This window comes from Aeromonas sp. MR16 (assembly GCF_022549315.1).
Classification (GTDB): Bacteria; Pseudomonadota; Gammaproteobacteria; order Enterobacterales; family Aeromonadaceae; genus Aeromonas; species Aeromonas aquatica.
Map to the genome: position 1 here is coordinate 60986 of NZ_JAKZFK010000006.1, position 20311 is coordinate 81296.

At 61.7% G+C, this 20311-nt stretch carries 21 protein-coding genes; 13 read left to right on the forward strand and 8 right to left on the reverse strand.

Annotated elements, in window-relative coordinates; all coding sequences use genetic code 11:
- The first annotated feature begins 250 nt into the window (after positions 1-250).
- From hemC to MM194_RS06860, 4 genes are read left to right on the forward strand one after another with little or no spacing between them, the layout of a single operon-like run.
- A complete protein-coding gene (gene hemC, locus MM194_RS06845) occupies positions 251-1180 on the forward strand; it encodes a hydroxymethylbilane synthase (protein WP_152599318.1) in 930 nt (309 codons plus the stop codon).
- Between the two features lie 46 nt (positions 1181-1226).
- Positions 1227-1961, forward strand: coding sequence for a uroporphyrinogen-III synthase (locus MM194_RS06850; RefSeq protein ID WP_241343112.1), 735 nt, complete (start codon positions 1227-1229; stop codon positions 1959-1961).
- Entirely contained in the window at positions 1958-3034 is a 1077-nt protein-coding gene (locus MM194_RS06855; RefSeq protein ID WP_241343113.1) for a uroporphyrinogen-III C-methyltransferase, read from the forward strand. The genes MM194_RS06850 and MM194_RS06855 overlap by 4 nt, the downstream gene beginning before the upstream one ends.
- A 10-nt stretch (positions 3035-3044) precedes the next feature.
- Positions 3045-4208, forward strand: a complete 1164-nt coding sequence (locus tag MM194_RS06860) for a heme biosynthesis HemY N-terminal domain-containing protein (protein WP_241343114.1) — start codon at positions 3045-3047, stop codon at positions 4206-4208.
- Positions 4209-4373: 165 nt separating this feature from the next.
- Here MM194_RS06860 and MM194_RS06865 read toward each other — a convergent pair whose 3' ends face one another.
- Entirely contained in the window at positions 4374-4625 is a 252-nt protein-coding gene (locus MM194_RS06865; RefSeq protein WP_033131493.1) for a zinc/iron-chelating domain-containing protein, read from the reverse strand.
- A 478-nt stretch (positions 4626-5103) separates the two neighbouring features.
- On the reverse strand, positions 5104-6114 hold the full coding sequence (gene glpX, locus MM194_RS06870; protein WP_241343115.1) for a class II fructose-bisphosphatase: 1011 nt from the start codon (positions 6112-6114) through the stop codon (positions 5104-5106).
- Positions 6115-6330: 216 nt separating this feature from the next.
- On the opposite strand from glpX, the gene MM194_RS06875 reads away from it, so the two are divergent.
- A complete protein-coding gene (locus MM194_RS06875; RefSeq protein ID WP_241343116.1) occupies positions 6331-7389 on the forward strand; it encodes a porin in 1059 nt (352 codons plus the stop codon).
- Between the two features lie 80 nt (positions 7390-7469).
- On the opposite strand, the gene MM194_RS06880 is transcribed toward MM194_RS06875, so the two are convergent.
- Complete coding sequence (locus MM194_RS06880) at positions 7470-8207, reverse strand: class I SAM-dependent methyltransferase (protein ID WP_241343117.1); 738 nt, start codon at positions 8205-8207, stop codon at positions 7470-7472.
- A gap of 472 nt (positions 8208-8679) precedes the next feature.
- Entirely contained in the window at positions 8680-9162 is a 483-nt protein-coding gene (locus tag MM194_RS06885) for a GNAT family N-acetyltransferase (protein WP_241343118.1), read from the reverse strand.
- Between the two features lie 283 nt (positions 9163-9445).
- Here MM194_RS06885 and MM194_RS06890 point away from each other — a divergent pair, with 283 nt between their 5' ends.
- From MM194_RS06890 to MM194_RS06900, 3 genes are all read left to right on the forward strand, one after another.
- On the forward strand, positions 9446-11488 hold the full coding sequence (locus MM194_RS06890; RefSeq protein WP_241343119.1) for a TonB-dependent siderophore receptor: 2043 nt from the start codon (positions 9446-9448) through the stop codon (positions 11486-11488).
- A 44-nt stretch (positions 11489-11532) separates the two neighbouring features.
- Positions 11533-12153, forward strand: coding sequence for a PepSY-associated TM helix domain-containing protein (locus MM194_RS06895; protein ID WP_033131499.1), 621 nt, complete (start codon positions 11533-11535; stop codon positions 12151-12153).
- Positions 12154-12352: 199 nt separating this feature from the next.
- Entirely contained in the window at positions 12353-13390 is a 1038-nt protein-coding gene (locus MM194_RS06900; RefSeq protein WP_241343120.1) for an acyltransferase family protein, read from the forward strand.
- A gap of 77 nt (positions 13391-13467) precedes the next feature.
- Here MM194_RS06900 and MM194_RS06905 read toward each other — a convergent pair whose 3' ends face one another.
- Positions 13468-14085, reverse strand: a complete 618-nt coding sequence (locus tag MM194_RS06905) for an outer membrane beta-barrel protein (RefSeq protein WP_241343121.1) — start codon at positions 14083-14085, stop codon at positions 13468-13470.
- Positions 14086-14304: 219 nt separating this feature from the next.
- Between MM194_RS06905 and MM194_RS06910 the strand changes: the two genes are divergently transcribed.
- Positions 14305-14943 carry an exopolysaccharide biosynthesis protein gene (locus MM194_RS06910; protein WP_033131502.1) on the forward strand — a complete coding sequence of 213 codons (639 nt, stop codon included), beginning with the start codon at positions 14305-14307 and terminating at the stop codon, positions 14941-14943.
- Between the two features lie 78 nt (positions 14944-15021).
- Here the strand turns inward: MM194_RS06910 and MM194_RS06915 are convergent, their stop codons facing one another.
- Positions 15022-15912 (reverse strand): sensor domain-containing diguanylate cyclase, encoded by an 891-nt coding sequence (locus MM194_RS06915; protein ID WP_241343122.1) that lies wholly within the window; start codon positions 15910-15912, stop codon positions 15022-15024.
- Positions 15913-16175: 263 nt separating this feature from the next.
- On the opposite strand from MM194_RS06915, the gene MM194_RS06920 reads away from it, so the two are divergent.
- On the forward strand, positions 16176-16592 hold the full coding sequence (locus MM194_RS06920; RefSeq protein ID WP_241343123.1) for a GNAT family N-acetyltransferase: 417 nt from the start codon (positions 16176-16178) through the stop codon (positions 16590-16592).
- Between the two features lie 113 nt (positions 16593-16705).
- Here the strand turns inward: MM194_RS06920 and MM194_RS06925 are convergent, their stop codons facing one another.
- Positions 16706-17287 carry a penicillin-binding protein activator LpoB gene (locus tag MM194_RS06925; protein ID WP_241343124.1) on the reverse strand — a complete coding sequence of 194 codons (582 nt, stop codon included), beginning with the start codon at positions 17285-17287 and terminating at the stop codon, positions 16706-16708.
- A gap of 239 nt (positions 17288-17526) precedes the next feature.
- On the opposite strand from MM194_RS06925, the gene MM194_RS06930 reads away from it, so the two are divergent.
- The 3 genes from MM194_RS06930 (at position 17527) to MM194_RS06940 (ending at position 19392) form a co-directional block, all read left to right on the forward strand.
- The gene (locus tag MM194_RS06930) at positions 17527-18162 is read left to right on the forward strand and encodes a Vat family streptogramin A O-acetyltransferase (RefSeq protein ID WP_241343125.1); all 636 of its coding nucleotides are present in this window, start codon (positions 17527-17529) and stop codon (positions 18160-18162) included.
- Between the two features lie 142 nt (positions 18163-18304).
- On the forward strand, positions 18305-18742 hold the full coding sequence (locus MM194_RS06935; protein ID WP_241343126.1) for a GNAT family N-acetyltransferase: 438 nt from the start codon (positions 18305-18307) through the stop codon (positions 18740-18742).
- A 32-nt stretch (positions 18743-18774) separates the two neighbouring features.
- Positions 18775-19392 carry a GNAT family protein gene (locus MM194_RS06940; RefSeq protein WP_241343127.1) on the forward strand — a complete coding sequence of 206 codons (618 nt, stop codon included), beginning with the start codon at positions 18775-18777 and terminating at the stop codon, positions 19390-19392.
- Positions 19393-19474: 82 nt separating this feature from the next.
- On the opposite strand, the gene MM194_RS06945 is transcribed toward MM194_RS06940, so the two are convergent.
- Positions 19475-20092, reverse strand: coding sequence for a LysE family transporter (locus MM194_RS06945; RefSeq protein ID WP_241343128.1), 618 nt, complete (start codon positions 20090-20092; stop codon positions 19475-19477).
- Positions 20093-20311: the final 219 nt, after the last annotated feature.

A 20311-nucleotide genomic window follows, 5' to 3' on the forward strand; every position in this document is an offset into this window, starting at 1 on the left:
ATGCAAACTGCCGTGGTAAACAAGCCCGTACGGAATCATCGGATTATTTCTGACCAGCGCGGTGACGGTATCAACGGAAAGCAATAAAAATAAATAAATTCAATAAATTACATTTAATTTCCGACTGGATGAAAATCATTTTCAACCCGCTTTTTTGACGCTGCCCCCGCTTTTGCCGGCTACGCCATGAAAGCCCCTGTAAAGGGTGGTAAGATCGTTTTCCTCACTAAAGATGAAACAACTGATTGATATGGCAGCCCGAACCCTGAAAATCGCCACTCGCAAGAGCCCACTGGCCCTGTGGCAGGCCAATTTTGTCAAAGATCGACTGGAAGCCCTCTACCCCGATCTGCAGGTCGAACTGGTGCCCATGAGCACTCAGGGTGACAAGATCCTGGATACGCCGCTCGCCAAGGTCGGTGGCAAGGGCCTGTTCGTCAAGGAGCTGGAGACTGCCATGCTGGAGGGCCGTGCCGACATCGCCGTCCACTCCATGAAAGACGTGCCGGTGGACTTCCCCGAGGGGCTGGGCCTGCACACCATCTGCGAGCGAGAAGATCCGCGAGATGCCTTCGTCTCCAATCGCTTCACGCAGATCGACGAGCTGCCTCAGGGCGCCGTGGTCGGCACCTCCAGCCTGCGCCGCCAGTGCCAGCTGCGCGCCGCACGCCCGGATCTGGTGATCCGCGACCTGCGCGGCAACGTCAACACCCGCCTCGCCAAGCTGGATGCCGGTGACTACGACGCCATCATACTCGCCGCCGCCGGCCTGAAACGGCTGGAGATGGCCCACCGCATCACCGCCTTCATCGAGCCGGAGCAGAGCCTGCCCGCCAACGGTCAGGGTGCGGTCGGCATCGAATGCCGCATCGACGATCAGGAGCTGCACGCGCTGCTGGCACCGCTCGAACACGCCGAAACCCGGGCGCGGGTGCTGACCGAGCGGGCCATGAACCGCGCCCTGCAAGGGGGCTGTCAGGTGCCTATCGGTGCCTATGCCCTGGTGCAGGGAGAGGAGATCTGGTTGCGTGGCCTGGTGGGCAGTCCGGATGGCACCCGGGTGATCCGCGACGAGATCCGCGGTCCCCTGGCCGACGGCGAGGCGCTGGGCCATGCGCTGGCCCAGCGCCTGCTGGCCGATGGTGCCGACGTCATACTGGCCGAGGTCTACCGCGCATGAGTGCGGGCCCGGCCAGGCCAGGGTCGCGCCCGGCGAGCCGGATCCCATGATCCCGCTGGTGGTGCGCCCGGCGCAGCAGGCCGAGGAGCTGGTGCAGTTGCTGCGCCAGTGCGGCCACCACCCGCTCTGCTGCCCGCTGCTGGAAACCCGGCCGGGGGACGAGCTCTCCCGCCTGCCCGAATTGCTGTCTGCCGCGGATATCGTCGTTGCCGTCAGCGCCCATGCCGTTAAATTTGCTCATCATTTTCTGTTGCAAACTGGTCAGACCTGGACACATATTGACTACTTTGCGGTCGGTCAGGCCAGTGCAGATGCCTTCGCCGAGGTGGGGATCCGGGCCCAGAGCCCCGAGGATCCCCGCAGCGAAGGCTTGCTGCTGTTGCCGACCCTGCAAGAGATGGCGGGCAAGCGGGTACTGATCCTGCGCGGCAACGGCGGCCGGGATCTCATCGCCCGGACACTGGCCTCACGCGGCGCACTGGTGCACTATTGTGCCACCTATGAGCGCCACTACCCCGCGCTCGACGGAGACGCATTGACTCGCCATTGGCAGGGGGCCGGCCTCGACAGCCTGCTCATCACCAGTGGTGAACTGCTGCAGCGGCTGCTGGAACTGGTGCCAAGCCAGCAGCAGCCCTGGCTTTATGACCGCCTGCTGGTGGTGCCCAGTCCCCGGGTGGCCGAACTGGCCGAGGCGGCTGGCTTTACCCGTATCGTGATTGCCCAAGGTGCATCCAACCAGGCTCTGGTGGCCGCCCTGGAACTGAGGAAGATGGAATGACTGAACAGCAAGAAGTCCAGCCGAGTGCTGCGGCCCCCGCGGCCGACAACAACAAGCCCGAGAACAAGGCCGTCGGCAACAAGAAGGGCGGCGCTGGCGTCGTCCTCGGTGGCGTTGGCATCCTGCTGGCCCTGGGGCTGACCGGTGGTCTCTATCTGCACGGCCACAAGAATGCCGTCATCCAGCAGGCGGAGATCGGCGCCCTCAAGCAACAGCTCGCCGAGGTCATGGGCAAGCTGGATCAGAGTAACAGCAAGGATGCCGAGCAACTCGCCACCCTCGGCAAGAGCCAGCAACAGTTGCAGGACGCGCTGGATGCCCTGCAGCACAAGGTGCTGGACTTGGATGACAAGCGTCCCAACGACTGGATGCTGGCCGAATCCGAATACCTGGTGCGCATGGCGGGCCGCAAGCTGTGGCTCGAACACGACCTCATCTCCGCCATCACCCTGCTCGGCAACGCCGACGAGCGGATCAAGGCGCTCAACGATCCCAGCCTGATGCCCATTCGCAAGGCGCTGGCGGAAGACATCGCCCAACTCAAGGCCATGCCGCGCGTCGACCGCGAGGGGCTGACCCTGAAGCTGGCCGCCCTGTCCGATCAGATAGAGCTGCTGCCGCTCTCCACCGTCAGCATGCCCGATGCCAAGGCCGAGCCGGATCAGGCGGTCAGCACCAATCCGGACGAGTGGGAAAGCAACCTGAAGAAGAACTGGGTCAAGTTCACCGAGAACTTCATCACCATCCGTCGCCGCGATGGGGCGGCGGAGGCGTTGCTCTCCCCGCAGCAGGAGATCTTCCTGCGCGAGAACCTCAAGACCAAGCTGCTGCAGGCCCAGCTCGCCGTTTATCGCGAGCAGCAGGCACTCTACACCGACAGCCTGGAAAAGGCCCAACGCTGGCTGACCCAGTACTTCGACGTCGACAACAGCGCCACCCAATACATGCAAACCGAGCTCGACAAGCTCAAAAGCGAGCAGATCCAGTTCGACTATCCGGATCAGTTCAAGACCCAGGCCATGCTGGAACAGGTGCTGACCGAGCGCCTGCAACGCATCCTGGCCGGCAGTTGAGGAGGAGACCATGATTCGTCTGATCCTAGTGGTCGCCGTGATGGTGGCCGGCCTGATGTTCGGCCCCGAAGCATCCGGCAACAAGGGCTATGTGCTCATCGCCCTGGGCAACTACACAGTGGAGTCCTCGGTCACCAGCGCCGTGATCCTGGCGGTACTGTTCTACGGAGCCCTGCTCATCCTCGAGTGGCTGCTCGGCCGGGTGTTCGGCCTGCGCCGCAAGACCCAAGGCTGGTTTGGCACGCGCCGGCGCCGCAAGGCGAACCAGCAGACGGTGAATGCGACCCTGGCCATGGCCGAGGGGCATTACAGCCAGGCCGAGAAGCTGCTGCTCAAGGGCGCCGACAACAGCGACACTCCGCTGCTCAACTACCTCAGTGCCGCCAGGGTGGCTCAGGCGCGCGGTGATGACGCTCGCCGGGATCAATACCTGCAAAAGGCGCAGGAGGAGAACCCCAAGGCCGAGCTGGCGCTGACCCTGATCCAGACCCAGCTGCAGATTGAGCAGGGCCAGTACGACAGCGCCCTCGGTCGGCTCGAATCCGTCTACGCCCTCAATCCGCGCCACCCCATGGTGCTGGATCAGCTGCGCCAGGTGTATCTGGCCCGCCAGGACTGGGCGGCGCTGATCGATCTCGCTCCCGCCCTGCGCAAGGTGGGCAAGCTGACGCCCCAGCAGGAAGAAGATCTGCTGCATCAGGCCTGGCGTGCCCGCCTCGACGCCGCCAGCGGCGCACTCGAGACCCTTCGCCCGGTCTGGCAGGCGCTGCCACGCAAGCTGCGCCAGGATCCTGCCCTGCTGGCCAGCTACGGCGATCGGCTGCGCCAGCTCGGTGCCGACAGCGAGGCGGCCGAGCTCTGGCTGGAGGCGCTCCGCAAACACCCTGCCCCCGAGCTGTTCAGCCTGTTGCCCAAGCTCAAGCTGAATGACTATCAGCCCATGCTGACCCTGCTCAAGAAGATGCAGGATCAGCCGGGTGCCGAAGCGGCTCTGGCCCGGATCTATTTGCTGGCTGGTCAGCTGGACGAGGCCCAGCGCCTGCTGGAGCAGGAGGTGCAGCGCGCACCGAGCCCTGTCCTCTGCCACGCCCTCGGTCAGCTGATGGACAAACGCCGGCTCACCAACAAGGCCAACGAATACTATCGCCAGGCCCTGGAACTTGCCGGGATCTAAGACTAATTTTTCCATGCAAAAGAGGCCGCAATTGCGGCCTCTTTTATTGGTGTTGATCCGAATTATTTTTCTCCCTTCTCCCCTGGCGTGAGAAGGGCCGGGAATAAGGGGGCGCCTGACCTCAGCCGCATAGGTTTGATTAGCCGCGCAGCGGCGTAATCGGACTCAGGCGGTCAACCGCTCCAGCTCACCGATCAGCCAGATGGCCTCCTGCCGGTGGGATCCGCAGACATCCGCCATGGGGCTGAAACCACCGCACACCGCCGGGCGTTCGGGTTGACCGAAGATCTTGCAGCCCAGTTGGGCATCGAGCTGAACACAGGGGACACCGGCCGGTTTACCCGCCGGCATGCCGGGGATGGCGCTGCTGATGCTCGGGGCGATGCAGCAGGCACCACAGCCTTGACGACACTCCATATGATGCTTTCCTGTCCATGGCGAACCAGTCTAGCAAGGAGTCGTGATTCCCCTTAGCCTTATCCTCCGGCATCCCTGAAATAAAGGTCGGCCCGCCACCCAGACAACAAAAAGCCCGACGAACGTCGGGCTTTTTCAGACAGTTGCAGCACTCAGCGCATCACAGGATGATGTCGCGCACCACGCTGTCCTTGCGGTTCAGGAAGTGGATCGACTTGATGCGGCGGCATGAGAGTACGTGACTTGCCACCACAGTGCTCATCCGATTACAGGATGATATCCCGTACCACAGTGTCCTTGCGGTTCAGGAAGTGGATCGACTTGATGCGGCGGCATGAGAGTTCGTGACTTGCCACCACAGTGCTCATCCGATTACAGGATGATATCCCGTACCACAGTGTCCTTGCGGTTCAGGAAGTGGATCGACTTGATGCGACGGCATGAGAGTACGTGACTTGCCACCACAGTGCTCATCCGATTACAGGATGATATCCCGTACCACAGTGTCCTTGCGGTTCAGGAAGTGGATCGACTTGATGCGACGGATGGTGCGGGACTTGCCGCGGATCAGCAGGGTCTCGGTGGTCGCCATGACGCCATCGCTGGTGATGCCGTCCAGCAGATCACCCTTGGTGATGCCGGTGGCCGAGAAGATGACGTTGTCATTCTTGGCGAGATCTTCCAGCTTCAGCACCTTGCTCAGATCGATGCCCAGCTCCTCGCAGCGAGCAATTTCCTGCTCGCCCAGGGCGCGGACTTCCGGGCTGTCGCCCTTGACCTTGTGACGGGGCATCAGGCGTGCCTGCATGTCGCCATCCAGCGCGCGGATCACCGCCGCCGAGATGACCCCTTCCGGTGCGCCGCCGATGCCATACAGCATGTCCACTTCGCTGTCCGGCAGGCAGGTGAGGATGGACGCCGCCACATCACCGTCGGGAATGGCGAACACTCGCACGCCCAGTCCCTGCATCTCTTTGATCGCCTTGTCGTGGCGCGGTTTGGCCAGGGTGATCACGGTCAGACGGGAGAGTGGCTTGCCGAGCGCCTTGGCCACGGCCTTGAGGTTCAGCTCGAGGGCCTGGTTCAGGTCGATGGCACCTTTGGCCTTGGGACCGACGATGAGCTTTTCCATGTACATGTCGGGGGCCTTGAGGAAGGAGCCCTTGTCGCCGACGGCCAGCACGGCCAGGGCATTGGACTGCCCCATGGCAGTCATCCGGGTACCTTCTATGGGATCGACCGCGATATCCACCGCATCCCCCAGACCCGTCCCCACCTTCTCACCGATGTAGAGCATGGGGGCTTCATCAATTTCGCCTTCGCCGATCACAATCTCACCATCGATCTGGATCTGATTGAGGATATGGCGCATGGCCGCAACGGCCGCACCATCGGCGATATTCTTGTCACCACGTCCGAGCCACTTGTAGCCAGCCAGTGCCGCCGCTTCCGTCACTCGGGAAAACTCGATTGCCAGTTCACGTCTCATCGCATATCCAACCTTAGGTGCTCGAAAACGGGCGGCATTCTACCACAAGGGCAAACCTTTGCGCGCAAAAGTGGTGGATCGCCATATAAATCGCGCCGTCACCCAACTGACACCAAACCGCCATAGGTTGTTCACGCCACGGTCACCCCGCTGTCATCTGCCCTGCCTAGCATGGCCCCGTCTTTTAAAACAAAGCTTGTAACACAAGGGATTAAGATGAAAAAGCTGACAGTAGTAGCATTGGCACTCACCGCGGCCTTCCAGGCGCAAGCCGTCGAAGTATACAAAAACGACAGCACCCTGCTCGATCTCTACGGCCGCATCTATGCCGGTCAATTCTTCGGTGAGAAGAAGGAGCTGGATGCCAACGGTGACATAAAAAACGAATATAGCGACAAACAGGGTGCCAACCAGTTTGTTCGTCTGGGTGCCAAGGTTGAGAGCGAAATCAACCCGGGTCTCAAGGCCCTGGCCCAGTACGAGCTGCAGCTCTATATCAACGACAGCGAGAAGACCGTCAGCGAGAACTCCGACAACTTGCGCACCCGTCTGGCCTTCGCCGGGGTCGGTGCCAACTGGGGCAACGTCACCTTCGGCCGTCAGCAAGGCGCCCCCGGCATGCTGGCCAACTGGACTGACGTCTCCCTCTCCGACGGCTACGGCAACGACGCCCTCGGCGCCAAGACCGATACCTTCGCCACCAACCGCGCCGGCTCGGTGCTGAAATACTCCGGCCTGTTCAACGGCTTCCAGGTCGATACCAGCTACAAGTTCGACGGCGGTGACACCGAGGAGACCACCAGCAAGGACAGCGATGCCGCCTACGGTGCCGCCGTCTCCTATACCTTCCCGTTCAATCTGGCGCTGGGCACCGCCTACAACGTGGGTATCCGCGACAAGAGCAACGAAGAGGATGCCAAGCTGTGGCTGCTCTCCGCCAAGTACGACAACAAGGCCGTCTACGCCGCCCTGAGCTACGCCGACGGCAGCGACTTCCTGGCCACCGGCAAAGATCACGCCGGTTGGGAAGCGGCGCTGGGCTACAACTTCGAGAGCGGCTTCGGCCTGATGGCCCTGTGGAACAAGCAGACGGTGGAGCAGGACGGCAAGTCCGACTACGACTCCATCGACTACTACACCCTGGGTGCCCAGTACAAGTTCAACAAGAACCTGCGCGTCATCGGCGAGTACCGCATCAATAACCTGGACAGCCAGGACAGCGGCAAGCTGAACACCAAGGATGACTTCCAGCTGGCGGCTCGCTACGACTTCTGAGTCGGGCCTCAGCCAAGCTGACCCCCCTAAAAAAGCGGCGCGCAGAGGACTCTGCGCGCCGTTTCTATTTACCTCTCAGATCAACGCAATGGCTTTTGCACCGCCACCAGCAGCAGCATGGGGCGCTCGGCCTCCTCCGTCAGCGCCGGATTGGCGGCGATCTGCTCGGCAGTCGGCCCCCATTCCTCCAGGTGACGGATCGCAAATCCCGCCGCGATCAGGGCATTGAGATGGGTGCCCAGGGTGCGGTGGTACTTGATCACCCCCTCCGCCAGCCAGTTGCTGATCCGCTTGCCCTCGGCCTGATAGCCGTTGACGGGCCAGGAGCGGCGCCCCTCCCCATCCACCAGCCAGCCCTGGGGCTGCGGGCAGGTGAAGATGGGATGCTCCACCGAGAACACCAAGCTGCCCCCCGCCACCAGCGAGTGGTAAACCGTCTCGAACAGGGTTGTCAGCTCGGGCAGGTAGTGCAGTGCCAGCGAGCTGTAGACCAGATCGAACGACCCGGCAGGCAGCTCGAGTCCGTTCAGATCTCCCTGCCGATAGTGGATCCCCTCGTCCCGGGTCAGCTCGGCGGCGCGGGCCAGCATCCTGGCGGAGAGATCGATGCCGAGCACCTCGGCCGCCCCCTGCTCCCGGGCCACCCGGCAGAACCAGCCATAGCCGCAGCCCAGATCCAGCACCCGCTTGCCGTCCAGCGGCGGCAGCATGGCCTGCAACGCCGGCCATTCGGGCGCCCCCGCCAACCCCTGCCGGGAGCGGGGCAACTGGGCATAACCTTCAAAAAAGCCTAGGTTATCATAGATATTCTGTGACATCTCACTCTTCCTTATCAGCATCATTCAGGCCCGGTCGCGAGGCGGATATCCCTGAGCATACCCTCACCTTTGCCACCACAAGCCAAAAAAAAGCAGAGCACCCGGGCGGGCCTCTGCTCTGCTTCGCACCCGCATCCTGGATGCGGGCCAACAAAAAAGGCCATAGACGATGGAGCGTCTATGGCCTTCTGTTTTCTTCGTACCCGCATGGCTCAGGCCTCATGTATCAACGAGGTCCGATAGGCAGAATACGATGAATGGGTGGGAGGCTCAGGCCTCCCCAGGCTCCGGACAATGCTTCATCGTGCGCATCTGTACGGAGTTCACTCGGGTCACTCGCTGATCCGAGGCATAAAGCGTCATCTTGATCACCGGGCCAAGGCTGGCCGTTGAGAGAATGGGGAAATTGGACGCCACTCTAGAGGCTGGTCGGCCCGATGACAATCAGAGGGATCCGTTTTTGCCGGCCGGCTCAACGCAGTTTCTTCTGCCAGAACAGGGCCCGTCCCACCTCGGGGTTCAGTTCGTATCCCGCAAACCCGCTGGCACGATAGGCGGCCTGCGCCACCTTGTTGCCCTCCAGCACCTCCAGGGTCAGCTTGCAGCAACCGAGTTCGCGGGCCAGGCGCTCCACCTCCGCCAGCAGCCGCTTGCCAAGGCCGCGACCGCGAAAATCCGGGTGCACGGCGATGTCGTGGATGTTGAGCAGGGGCTGGCAGGCGAAGGTCGAGAAGCCCTCGAAGCAGGTGGCCACCCCGGCCGGCTCGCCATCCACCCAGGCCAGCAGAACATGGGCATCCCCGCGGGCAGCCAGCACCCCGGCCAGATTGGCCTGCACCTCGTCGGGCAAGGCACAGCCGCCCCCCATCTCGTCTTTCGCGTATTCATTGAGCAGGCAGACCAGCGCCTCGCCGTGCTGCCGGTTATTCAGATCCGCCCTGATGATCTCTTCCATCTGTCGCCTTCCCTTTGCGTGAGTCTGAGGTGACAACCCGCCACCGGCCTCAGATGGTAAACCAGCCCCGGGCCACCACCAAGGCTCAACTACCAGGTCAATGCCGCCAGCCAGCGCCATCTGACTGCGCCCACAGCCATAGATGTAACTTTTTTACACCTTTCCCTTGCTAGTCAAATGAAAATAAATATCATTAGCGTCCTCCCTCGTCGGGAGCCAAAAAATAATTACAAATAAATCAATAAGTTCAGGCCATCAGGTCGATTAAAAGAGTCACACGCAGATGCATAACCCCAACCCAGAGCGCGCCCTGCTGGGCGCCGCCTTGCTGGCCCTCAGTGCCGGCACCCAGGCCGCTGACGAAACCATGACGGTCGTCGGCAAACGCAGCCAACACGAGGAGGTCGCCACCGCGACCCGCACCGCGACCCCGGCCAAGCTGGTGCCCCAGACCATAGAGAGCGTCCCGGTCAGCGAGCTGACCGCCTACGGCCAACCCACCCTGAGCGAGGCCCTGAGCGGCATCCCTGGGGTCAACGCCAGCGGTGACACCCGCTTCGACAGCATCAACATCCGCGGCTTCAACGCCAGCAACGACTTCTATCTCGACGGTCTGCGGGACGACATGCAGTACACCCGGGATCTCGGCAACATAGAGCGGGTCGAGGTGCTCAAGGGCCCCGCGGCCGTGCTCTACGGCCGTGGCAGCACCGGTGGCATCGTCAACCGGGTCAGCAAGAAGCCCCAGCGGGGCCAGGCCTCCAGCGTCACCGCCCAGGTCGGCAGCTTCGACAGCCAGCGCCTCGCCGCCGATCTCAGTGCCGAGGCAGGCGAGCAGGTGCAACTGCGGCTCAACATGGCGCAAGAAGACAAGGAGAGCTTCCGCGATGGGGTGACCAGCAAGCGCACCCTGCTGGCGCCGTCCGCCAACTGGGAGATCAGCGACAACCTGAACTGGCTGGTGCAGTACGAGCGCAACGGCAGCGATCGCACCCCGGATCGCGGCATCCCCGGGGTCGACGGCCGCCCGGCCGATGTGCCCATCGAGAGCGTCTACAGCGACACCAGCCGCGACTTCATCGATGACGTGGCCCAGTCCACCCGCTCCCAGCTGACCTGGGATATCAACGAGCAGTGGCAGTTGCGCCAGCAGCTCGGCTACACCACCCTCGACAGCCAGTTCGACAACACCTATGTCACCAGCGTCAAGGGCGATCAGGTGACCCGCGCCCGCTGGCAGCAGGACTTGAAAGCCAAGAGCCTGACCAGCAACACAGAGGCCGAAGGTCAGCTGCAGACCGGTCCCGCCCTGCACCGTCTGCTGGTCGGGCTGGAGCAGAACTGGCAGGAGCGCACCCCCAAGCTGTATCAGAACACCACCCCGATCCCGCCGGGCAACCTCTACGATCCGGGCTCCCTGCCCACCTACAACGGCGCCATGAAGCTCTCCAGCGACGCCAACCACAAGGTGCGTGGCTACGGCCTCTATGTGCAGGATCAACTCAGCCTGGGTGACTGGCACCTGCTCGGCGGCCTGCGCCGGGACGAGTTCACCGTCACCAGCCGCCGTAACGACCTCAACAAGGAGGAGACCCTCTCGGTCACCAGCCTGAGCCCGCGCCTGGGCCTGGTGTGGAACCCCATCGAGGAGCACGCCTTCTATACCGCCTACAGCAAGACCTTCACCCCGGTCGGCGGTGAGCTCATCGGCATCACCCCTGGCGACAAGAACAACAACCTGGATCCCCAACACACCCGGCTGTACGAGGGTGGGGTCAAGAGTGACTGGCTGGGCGGCCGACTGGCCACCACTCTCTCCATCTACCGGTTGGAGATGTACAACAAGCGCAGCAAGGATCCGCTGGATCCCACCAAGGTGATCCTCACCGGTCTGCAGCGTACCGACGGCATCGAGCTGAGCGCCCGCGCCCAACTGACCGACGAGGTCTACCTGCACGGCGGCGTCGCCATTCAGGATGCGGAGCAGGTCAAAGCGGATGCGGATCTGCAGGGCAAGCGGCCGAGCAACGTCTCCCGCGAGAACGGCCAGCTGTTCGCCGGCTACCAGAGCGGCCAGCAGGGCTGGTTTGGGGAGACCGGGGTGACGGCGGTGGGGGATCGCTTCGCCGACAACGCCAACACCACAGTGCTGCCGGGCTACGCCCGCTACGACGCCCGTGCCGGTTACCGCTGGCAGCAGTGGGATGCCCAGCTCAGCGTGGAGAACCTGACCGACCATGAGTACTACGTCAGCGCCACCAGCGCGGCCCAGATCATGCCGGGCAGCCCCCGTCAGCTGAACCTGACCGCGGCCTACCGCTTCTGATCCCCTCCTGACCAGACTGGCCGGCGCAAGCCGGCCAGATATGTATGAAAACCAAGAAACTCCCCCTGCATAACAACAAGTGGGTGCGCCGCATCCACGCCTGGGCCGGCTTTGCCACCCTGGCCCTGCTCCTGATCTACGGCCTCACCGGCCTCTGGCTGCAACACAGGGCCGTGCTGCCCCTGCCCGGGCCCCATACCGACAAGCGCAGCGAGGTGCTGACGCTGACGGCGCCGCTCAGTGAGCCCGCCGCGCTCACCATCCTTGTGCAACAACATTATTCCGAGGGGCTGGAACAGGCCCATACCACTGTCACCCCACCCCAGCACCTGCCCACCCCGAGCGGCCCCCTCATACTGCCCGCTCGCTGGGAGCTCAAGGCCGTGACCCTGAGCCAGAGTCTCGCCGCCAGCTATGTGGCCGGCACCCTGGAGGTGCGCATCGAGCGCCAGCAGGCCAACTTCGCCGCCAGCCTCAACCGGCTGCATCGCGGCATGGGCACCGGCCTCCCCTGGCAGCTGTTTGGCGACCTCGCCGCCCTAGCGCTGCTGCTGCTCGCCCTCACCAGCCTGCTGATGTGGAACAAGCTGCACGGGCCACCCCGGCGCGGCATCGCCCTGCTGCTGGCGGGCGCCCTCGCCACCCTGCTGATCGCCCTGCTCTAGGCGCCGGCCTGGCCAGGGGTGTCGACCCGTTACATACACCAAAGCGGGATCTCCCTCTCACAGGGGGTAACGTCCCTTTCGGGGAGGTAACAAAGGGTAACCGGCCGCCGGCCGGGGTCACAGTTGTGCTCCCCGCGGCTGGCGGGGGTCAGGTGCGGCTGTTAGGGTGCGGCCAGAACTCCAGACGCCAAGAGGTATCATGCGCATCTCCAGCATCGAGTGCGGGCGGGTACTGGCCATCCTGGCCGTGATGACCATTCACATCTCCCCCTTCAGCAATCCCTTCGATCCCAGCCTCTGGGGTGATCCTCTCTATTTGTGGCTGGGGGGCACCATCAATCAGCTGAGCCGCTTCGCGGTGCCACTGTTCTTCCTGTGCGCCGGCTACTTCCTGCAACCCAGGCTGGCCGCAGGCAACCCCATGGAGGTCGCGCTGCGCTACTGTCGCCCCCTGCTGCTGCTCTGGCTGGGGTGGAGCCTCATCTATCTGCTGGTGCCCTTCAACCCGGTGGCCGCGGTGCAGCAGGGCTATCTGCCGGCCATGGCGGGTCAGTGGCAGATGCAGGTGGGGGATCTCCTCAACGTCTGGTGGGTGGGGGGCATGATCCACCTCTGGTTCCTGCCCGCCCTGATGCTGGCGGTGCTGATCCTGGCGCTGTGCCAGCGGGGCGGACTGCCCCAGTTGGCCCTGGTGATCGGCGTCCCGCTCTATCTGCTGGCCCTGCTCGGTGGCTCCTACGGCAAGCCGCTGCTGGGGGGCGAGTGGGCCCTGCTGACCCGCAACGGCCCCTTCTTCTCGCTCTTGTTCGTGGCCCTCGGCGCCTACCTGCGCGCCCGCAAATGGCGACCGGATACCAGACGCAGCGCCCTGCTGATGGCGACGGGTCTGGCGCTCTACGCGCTGGAAGCTGTCGGCCTGCTGCACTTTGCCGAGGTGCCCCTCAATCGCCATGACTTCCTGCTTGGCTCCCTGCCCTGGGCCCTCGGCCTGTTCGGCCTGCTGCTGGCCAATCCCGACTGGGGCAAGGGCAGGTGGCTGGAGCGTCAGGCCCCCAAGGTGCTCGGCCTCTACTGCCTGCACATGATGCTGGTGGTCTGGCTGATGATCTTCGGCCCCCAGGGCAAGCTGGTGTGGTGGGAATTGCTGAAGGTGCCGGCGCTGGTCGCCTGCACGCTGCTCGGCTACCGGTTGCTGGACATGACCCCGGCCAGCCGCTGGCTGCTGCGCGCCCGTTGATGGAGCCAATGGCAGAGGGGCCATAGCGGCCCCTCTTGATATCTGATACCGGCCTTAGCCCCAAGAGGGCCAGAAGATCAGAACCGCAGCGTCAGCCCGATATTGGCCTGCCACTGGGTGATGAGGTCCCCCCGCACCCGGAAGGCACAGATCTCGGGGTTGCAGAGGAACTGGCTGTCGTCGTTGACCAGGGAGCCGTAGCCACGCACCTCGGCGCGCAGCGCCAGCTGCTTGGTCAGGCGCGGCTGCACCCCGAGCGCCAGAGACATGGAGGGCGCCACTTCACTCTCATAGGCATCGAAGCGCGTCACCCCGATCCCGGCACCTATGTAGGGCGCCATGACGTTGTCAGAGAGGATCAGGGCACCGGCGAAGTGCAGGGTGTCCACCGTCAGCTTGTCCGGCTGATCCGGTGACATCGGGGTCGACTGGTGGCTGTAGAGCAGCTCTATCATGCCGGGATCGTCCACCTCCTTGCTGATGAAGAAGCCCCAGTTGCCCGAGCTCTCCCCCTGTAGCGAGTCGATCCGGGTCGCCACCGGCGCGGGGGCGGGATCCTCCATCGCCTCGAAGTCGATCGACGAGCTGTAGCCCGCGAAAGGCGTCAGCTGCCAACCCAATTCATCGGGCTGGGCCGCCCAGCCCTGGCCCAGTGGCAACAACAACCCCACCACCATCATTCCCGCTCGCATCACGACCTTCCCCCTGATCTGCTTATGTGTGCATGGCTCGCGCCAAAAGCATATCAGAGCCTTCTGCATCCGATCCTAAATAGGGGCTGTATCGGCCCATCAAGACAGGCCCTGTTTCTGCATTGCCCCCTCCCACCGAGGCACCATTCATCTGGGATTAACCTCGACCCCGTAAGCTAGCGGCGCCACAGAGCTGGCATTAACAAGACGAGGATTTCAGGAATGGTTGCCGCGCAACTCAACGACCCACAGAACAAGCTTTCCGACACCCTGCGGGCCACCGCTCATGCCATCGAGGAGAGCCACATCAGCCTGCGGGACATGCTCAGCCTGGTGGGTGAACAGGGCATGCTGCTGTTTTGCGTGCTGCTCACGGTGCCCTTCCTGCTGCCGGTCTCCATTCCCGGCGTCAGCACCCCGTTCGGCCTGCTGATCCTGTTTATCGGCGTCGGCATCACCCTCAACCGGGTGCCCTGGCTGCCCTCCATCCTGATGGAGCGCCGCTTCGCCGCCGACCAGCTCAAGCCCACCCTGCACAAGGGGGCCGATCTGCTGGCTCGCATCGATCGCTTCATCCGGCCGCGCCTGCTGCTGTTGACCGGCAGCACCGTCATCAATCGCTGCAACGGCCTGCTGATCATGCTGGCGGCCCTGTTGCTGATGCTGCCGCTTGGCGCCATCCCCTTCACCAACGCCATGCCCGCCTGGGCCATACTGCTGCTGGCCATCGGCATGTTGCAGCGGGACGGCCTCTTCGTCGCCGGTGGCTACGCCCTGGTGACCGCCACCCTGGTCTGGTTCAGCGTGCTGGGCATAGGCCTGCTGATGGCGGGCCAGAACGTCTCGACCCTGTTCAGCTAAGGCGGATCTGGCCAAGGCCGAGGACAAACAACAAGGGCGACCCCAGGGTCGCCCTTGTTTGTTATGTGGTCGTGCCGCTCAGGGATCCGAGTCGTGGGCCACCCGGTTGCGCCCGCCCCGCTTGGCCCGATAGAGCCACTCGTCGGCCCGGGCCAGCACGGCACTGACCTCCTCGCCAGGCCGGATCAGGGTGGTCCCCAGGCTCACCGTGATGGGAGCCGGATCCGGCGCCATGGCTGCCACGGCGGCGCGGATGCGCTCCGCCACCTTGCGCAATATCTCCTCGTCTATCTCCGGCAGCAGGATCAGAAACTCCTCGCCCCCACTGCGCACGAACATGTCCTCGGCCCTCAACTGGGCGGCCACACACTCGCAGAAGCGGCACAGCACCCGATCCCCGGCCTGATGGCCGAAACGATCGTTGATCTGCTTGAAGTGATCGAGATCCAGCATGATGAGGCCGGTGCTCTGCTGGCCCTGCACCCTGTGGTGATAGTGCTCGAAGAAGAAGTGGCGATTGTAAAGACCGGTGAGTTGGTCCGTCTCGCCGAGCCGTTTGAGCCGCTGCTGCAACTCATACTGGCGGGTGACATTGCGGGTCATCCAGGCCACCGCCCGTTTGCCGTCGTAGAGGGATGGCAGCGGCGCTATCTTGCCCTCGAAGCGCTGCATCCCCTGGGGACCCGCCTCGGTGTTGATCCCCTCGACCTCGGCGGGGGAGAGCTCATACTCCACCACCTGCACCTCACCGGTGGCCAGGGCGCGCGCCACCTGCGCCATCACCCAGAGCGCCTTGTCACCGGGCAGGATATCGAGCAACTGCTTGCCGATCAGCGGATTGCCGTCCTGATAGGATTGCTGCTCAATCCCGCCGATGTATTCAACGTAATAACCGTCTTCACTGAGGATAAAGACGGGATCCGGCAGCTGGGTCATCACTTCGTAGAGCTGTGCCACTGAGAGAGCCATCTGTGTTCCTTCCGGGCCTTGGGCGAGCAACCCTTTGTTGATTGTTATACACGACCCGTTAAGTATCGCACACGCCCGCCATCCGTGAGCGGCGGGTATTGAGCGGCAGGACGGAGGTGAACGAGGGCTGCGGGGGAAAAGGCGCCATGGGCTCGGCTGACCGGCGAGCTGGGCGAGAGTGTGGGAGCAAGTGTGGGCGCAGCCATCCTTGACCGAACGGATCCCGTTTGGGTATTAATGTGGTCTTCGCAATAGGAGAACAGATGAAACTGACACAACCCCTGCGCCCGGACGCGCGGGATCTCGACGCCCTGCGCATCGGCCTGTCAGGCTACAACCAGGCTATCGCCGGCACTCATCTGCGCGAGCAGATAGCCAGCTTTATCAAGGACGAACGGGGAGAGGTGCTTGGCGGTATCCTCGCCGACATCAAGTGGGGCTGGCTGCACGTCGACTGGCTCTGGATCGACGAGCGCATCCGCAAGGATGGCTGGGGCGGCCGCCTGCTCGCCACCATGGAGGAGTATGCCCAGAGCAAGGGCATCACCCGCTTCCATCTCGAGACCACCAGCTTCCAGGCCCTCCTCTTCTACCAGAAACAGGGCTACACCGTCTTTGGCGAGCTGCCGGACATGCCGCCCGGGCATATCACTTACTTCCTGAAGAAACTGCAAGATTAGGGCTTGATGGATGAAGGCAAGAGCGACCAGCCTGCTTCCCCTCACCGACTCTTACAATGCGATAAAGCCATCGAGACAGGCTCGATGACTTTATCGGGGTCGATACGACGGGATCAACGGCTGGCGGTGCGGCTCCCGTTCCACAGCAGCTCGCCGCTTTTCAGGTCCATCAGGCTCATGGCGAGCCGGTAACGACTCCCCTCAGAGACCAGATCCCCGTAGAGCATGTAACCGGCCCCGGTCTGACGGCCGAGCCGCACCAGGGAGGCCGGATTCATGCCCCCCTGCTGATATTCGAGCTGGCCGGTGATGGCCGAGACCTGGCCAGGATCGGCGAAGCTGAAGCCACCGTGCTGCTGAATTCGCTGGCTCATGGCCACCGCCATGGGCTGGGTATTGAACGGCTCACCCGTGCCATTCTGGGGCGGCATCAACAACAGAACAGGGCTGCCACTCTGGGTCAGTGCCTGCACCTCGGGGGCCTTGAGGAAGGCATCCGCCATGGCGAGTGCCAGCCCGGTCGGGGCCACTGGTTTGGGTGCTGGCTTCTCGACCTCGGGCTTGGTCACCGGCTTCTCCGGCTGGCTCACCGGTTGATCCGGCGGTGAAACAGGTGCCTGGGAGCCGCTATAGGGATTGACCGCACAACCGCCCAGCACCAGGGCGCTCAACACGAGCAAGGAACGCATCTTCATCTTTTCTCTCCGTCAGAAGTTCGTAAAACGGACGCCGCCAAAATTCCGTGTGACGGAGCCGCACCCCGCATCTGCCCATGCTAGAGAAAAACCCGCCCAAGATCGACGTCCCAGCCGACAGAGGGCGACAAGGACTGGCCAACGGGCATCCAACCAGTGATAAACAACCGAAAAAGGGTGGCAAAGGGTCATCAAACTCCCTTAGGGTTAGGTGCCAACAGATTCGAAAGGAGAGCACCTTGCACGGACCCGACCCCACCAATCCCCACCCCATGAAGGGCTTCCCCCAGGTGTGCTTTATCAAGAACACCATCAAGGGGCCCAATATCGAGGTGGGTGACTACAGCTACTACGACGACCCGGAAGATTCGGCAGGCTTTGAGCGCAACGTCCTCTACCACTTCCCCTTCATCGGCGACAAGCTCATCATCGGCAAGTTCTGCGCCATCGCCCGCGGGGTCAAGTTCATCATGAACGGCGCCAACCACCAGAGCTCCGGCTTCTCCACCTACCCCTTCTTTATCTTCGGCAACGGCTGGGAGAGCACCGCCCCCGCACCGGGCAGCCTCCCCTACAAGGGGGATACCGTCATCGGCAACGACGTCTGGATAGGCTATGACGCCCTGATCATGCCAGGCGTTCAGGTCGGCAACGGCGCCATCATCGCCGCCCGCTCCGTGGTCACCGGCGACGTGCCCGACTACGCCGTCGTCGGCGGCAACCCCGCCAAGCTGATCCGCTACCGCTTCGACGACGACACCATAGCCCGCCTCAACACCCTCGCCTGGTGGAACTGGCCGGTGGAGCAGATCAGCCGGAATTTGAAATTGATTGGTGGTGGGGATATTACGGAGTTGGAGAGGGTGGGTTTATAGCAAACCATCTGGAGACATCGAGGAGAGCCTCCCCATCCGATCGCAGCACAGCGGTCTGCCCCTTGGAGAGAACACATCAATCCCCCAGACCAATGCGGTATATGCGAATTTAATTCAATCAGGCCCCACAGGAGTTATCCAAATGACCGCACCAACACCTGCTTTCACTGTCGTCCACTCAACGCCGCTCGTCGAAACCTATCGCTATCTTCGAACAGCTGCGGGACTTAGCTCGAAGACTATTGAGGCCGCAGAACGTGGCCTGCCCAATACGCTGTTTGCCGTCCAGATATTTTGCGGTCAGACCGCAATCGGCATGGGTCGCATCATCGGAGATGGCGGGATATTTTATCAAGTCGTTGATATTGCAGTCCTGCCTGAATATCAGGGTCAAGGTGTAGGCAAAAAGATCATGGCGGAGATCGCGGACTATATCGCCCGCGAGGTGCCGGAATCAGGCTATGTCAGCTTGCTGGCAGATGGGCAGGCTCAGCGACTCTATCAGCAATTCGGTTTCTCACTCACGGCTCCTGCCAGTGTTGGCATGGGGCTTAAGCGGGTTGCCGTCGAAAAGGCCTAACCATTCATCCAAATGAAAAAGCAGGACAGCCCATGACATTCCAACCACTTGCCAATGCCAATCTCGTTATTCGCCCCTTCGAACCGACTGATGCCGATGAGTTTGTCCGCGCGGCGCACGAATCCATCGAGACGGTCGGCACCTGGATGAGCTGGTGCTCCCACTCCTTCACTAGGGACAAGGCGCTGGCGTGGTTTGCCACCTGTGATCAGGATCGTGAGGCGGGACGTGCCTATGATATGGGCCTCTTTTGCGCCGTCACCGGCCAGCTACTGGGTGGCGCCGGCATCAATCAGCTAGCAGCTCATCATCGCTACGGCAATATCGGCTATTGGGTAAGACAATCCCGACAAGGCCAAGGAATCGCCCGGCAGGCGGCCGCCCTGTTATGCGACTTCGGTTTTCGGCAACTGGGCCTGTTCAGGCTGGAGATTGTGGCAGGCGCCGGCAATTCGGCGAGCGAGGCCGTGGCTATCGCCGTTGGCGCCACTTTCGAATGTCGGGCCAAAAATCGTATCTTCCTCCATGGCCAACCTCTGGATGCTCATGTGTACTCCCTCATCCCCGCCAAGATAAAGATCCAAGCAGAGCCACTCCGTTGCAGTACCATAACCTTCTCTGAAAAAGGCGGCACGTTGTCCATGAAGTGATTCATTGGCTGCCGGGCCATGGCCACATCCCTCACAAGCCATCTTCCCCTATGGCCATGATGTCACCTATTGAATCGTCCCCTCAATGTCTGCCAGACATTAACAACATCACGGCTAGCATGATAAATACTGCACCAAATATTAAATTCAAACGCTTTAAATGAGATGACTCAGAGAGATATCGCAATAAAACATGAGAGAAAGATGCATATGACAACATTGCGATGCAGTCTACCAAAACAATGAAAAAGCCAAGTTTAATGTATTGATAACCACCATCTGAACCGTCGACAAACTGTGGAAGAAATGCGACCAAAAACACAATGGATTTTGGGTTTGTTATATTGACAACAAAACCATTAACCAAGCTATTTAACTTTCCGCCTTGCGTCTCAGTATTACGCAACAAAGTATCCCCTGAGTTTTTTATTTTCATCACACCCAAGTAAATAAGATAGCCGCCACCTATATATTTTATGAAATCAAACGCAATTTCTGATGACGCAACAAAGGATCCCAGTCCGACACTTACAATGGTGAGATGCACCAGCAGTGCCAGTTGCAAACCAATAATATTGTACCTGGCTTGAACTATGCCACCTTCTATCGATCTTGACATAGTTGCAATTGCCCCCGCCCCTGGAGAAAAACTAAAGGCGACACAACTAAAAACAAATGCCAGCATGATACTAGATGTCATAATAGTTCCTTTGAAATGGCTATTTATCGACTGCCATTCCGACAAATAGCACCTCGATTCAACCCATGAAAGTCGGTTTAGATAGTCAGCATATCTGCGGAGCCGAATCCAAACCGTCGATTAACAGATAATGCTATTGCATTGCGGTAAGAACATAGCATGTGGTAGCATGTTTCTCATATTTAGCATTTTGTTAATCCTCACTTAATGGCGATGTTA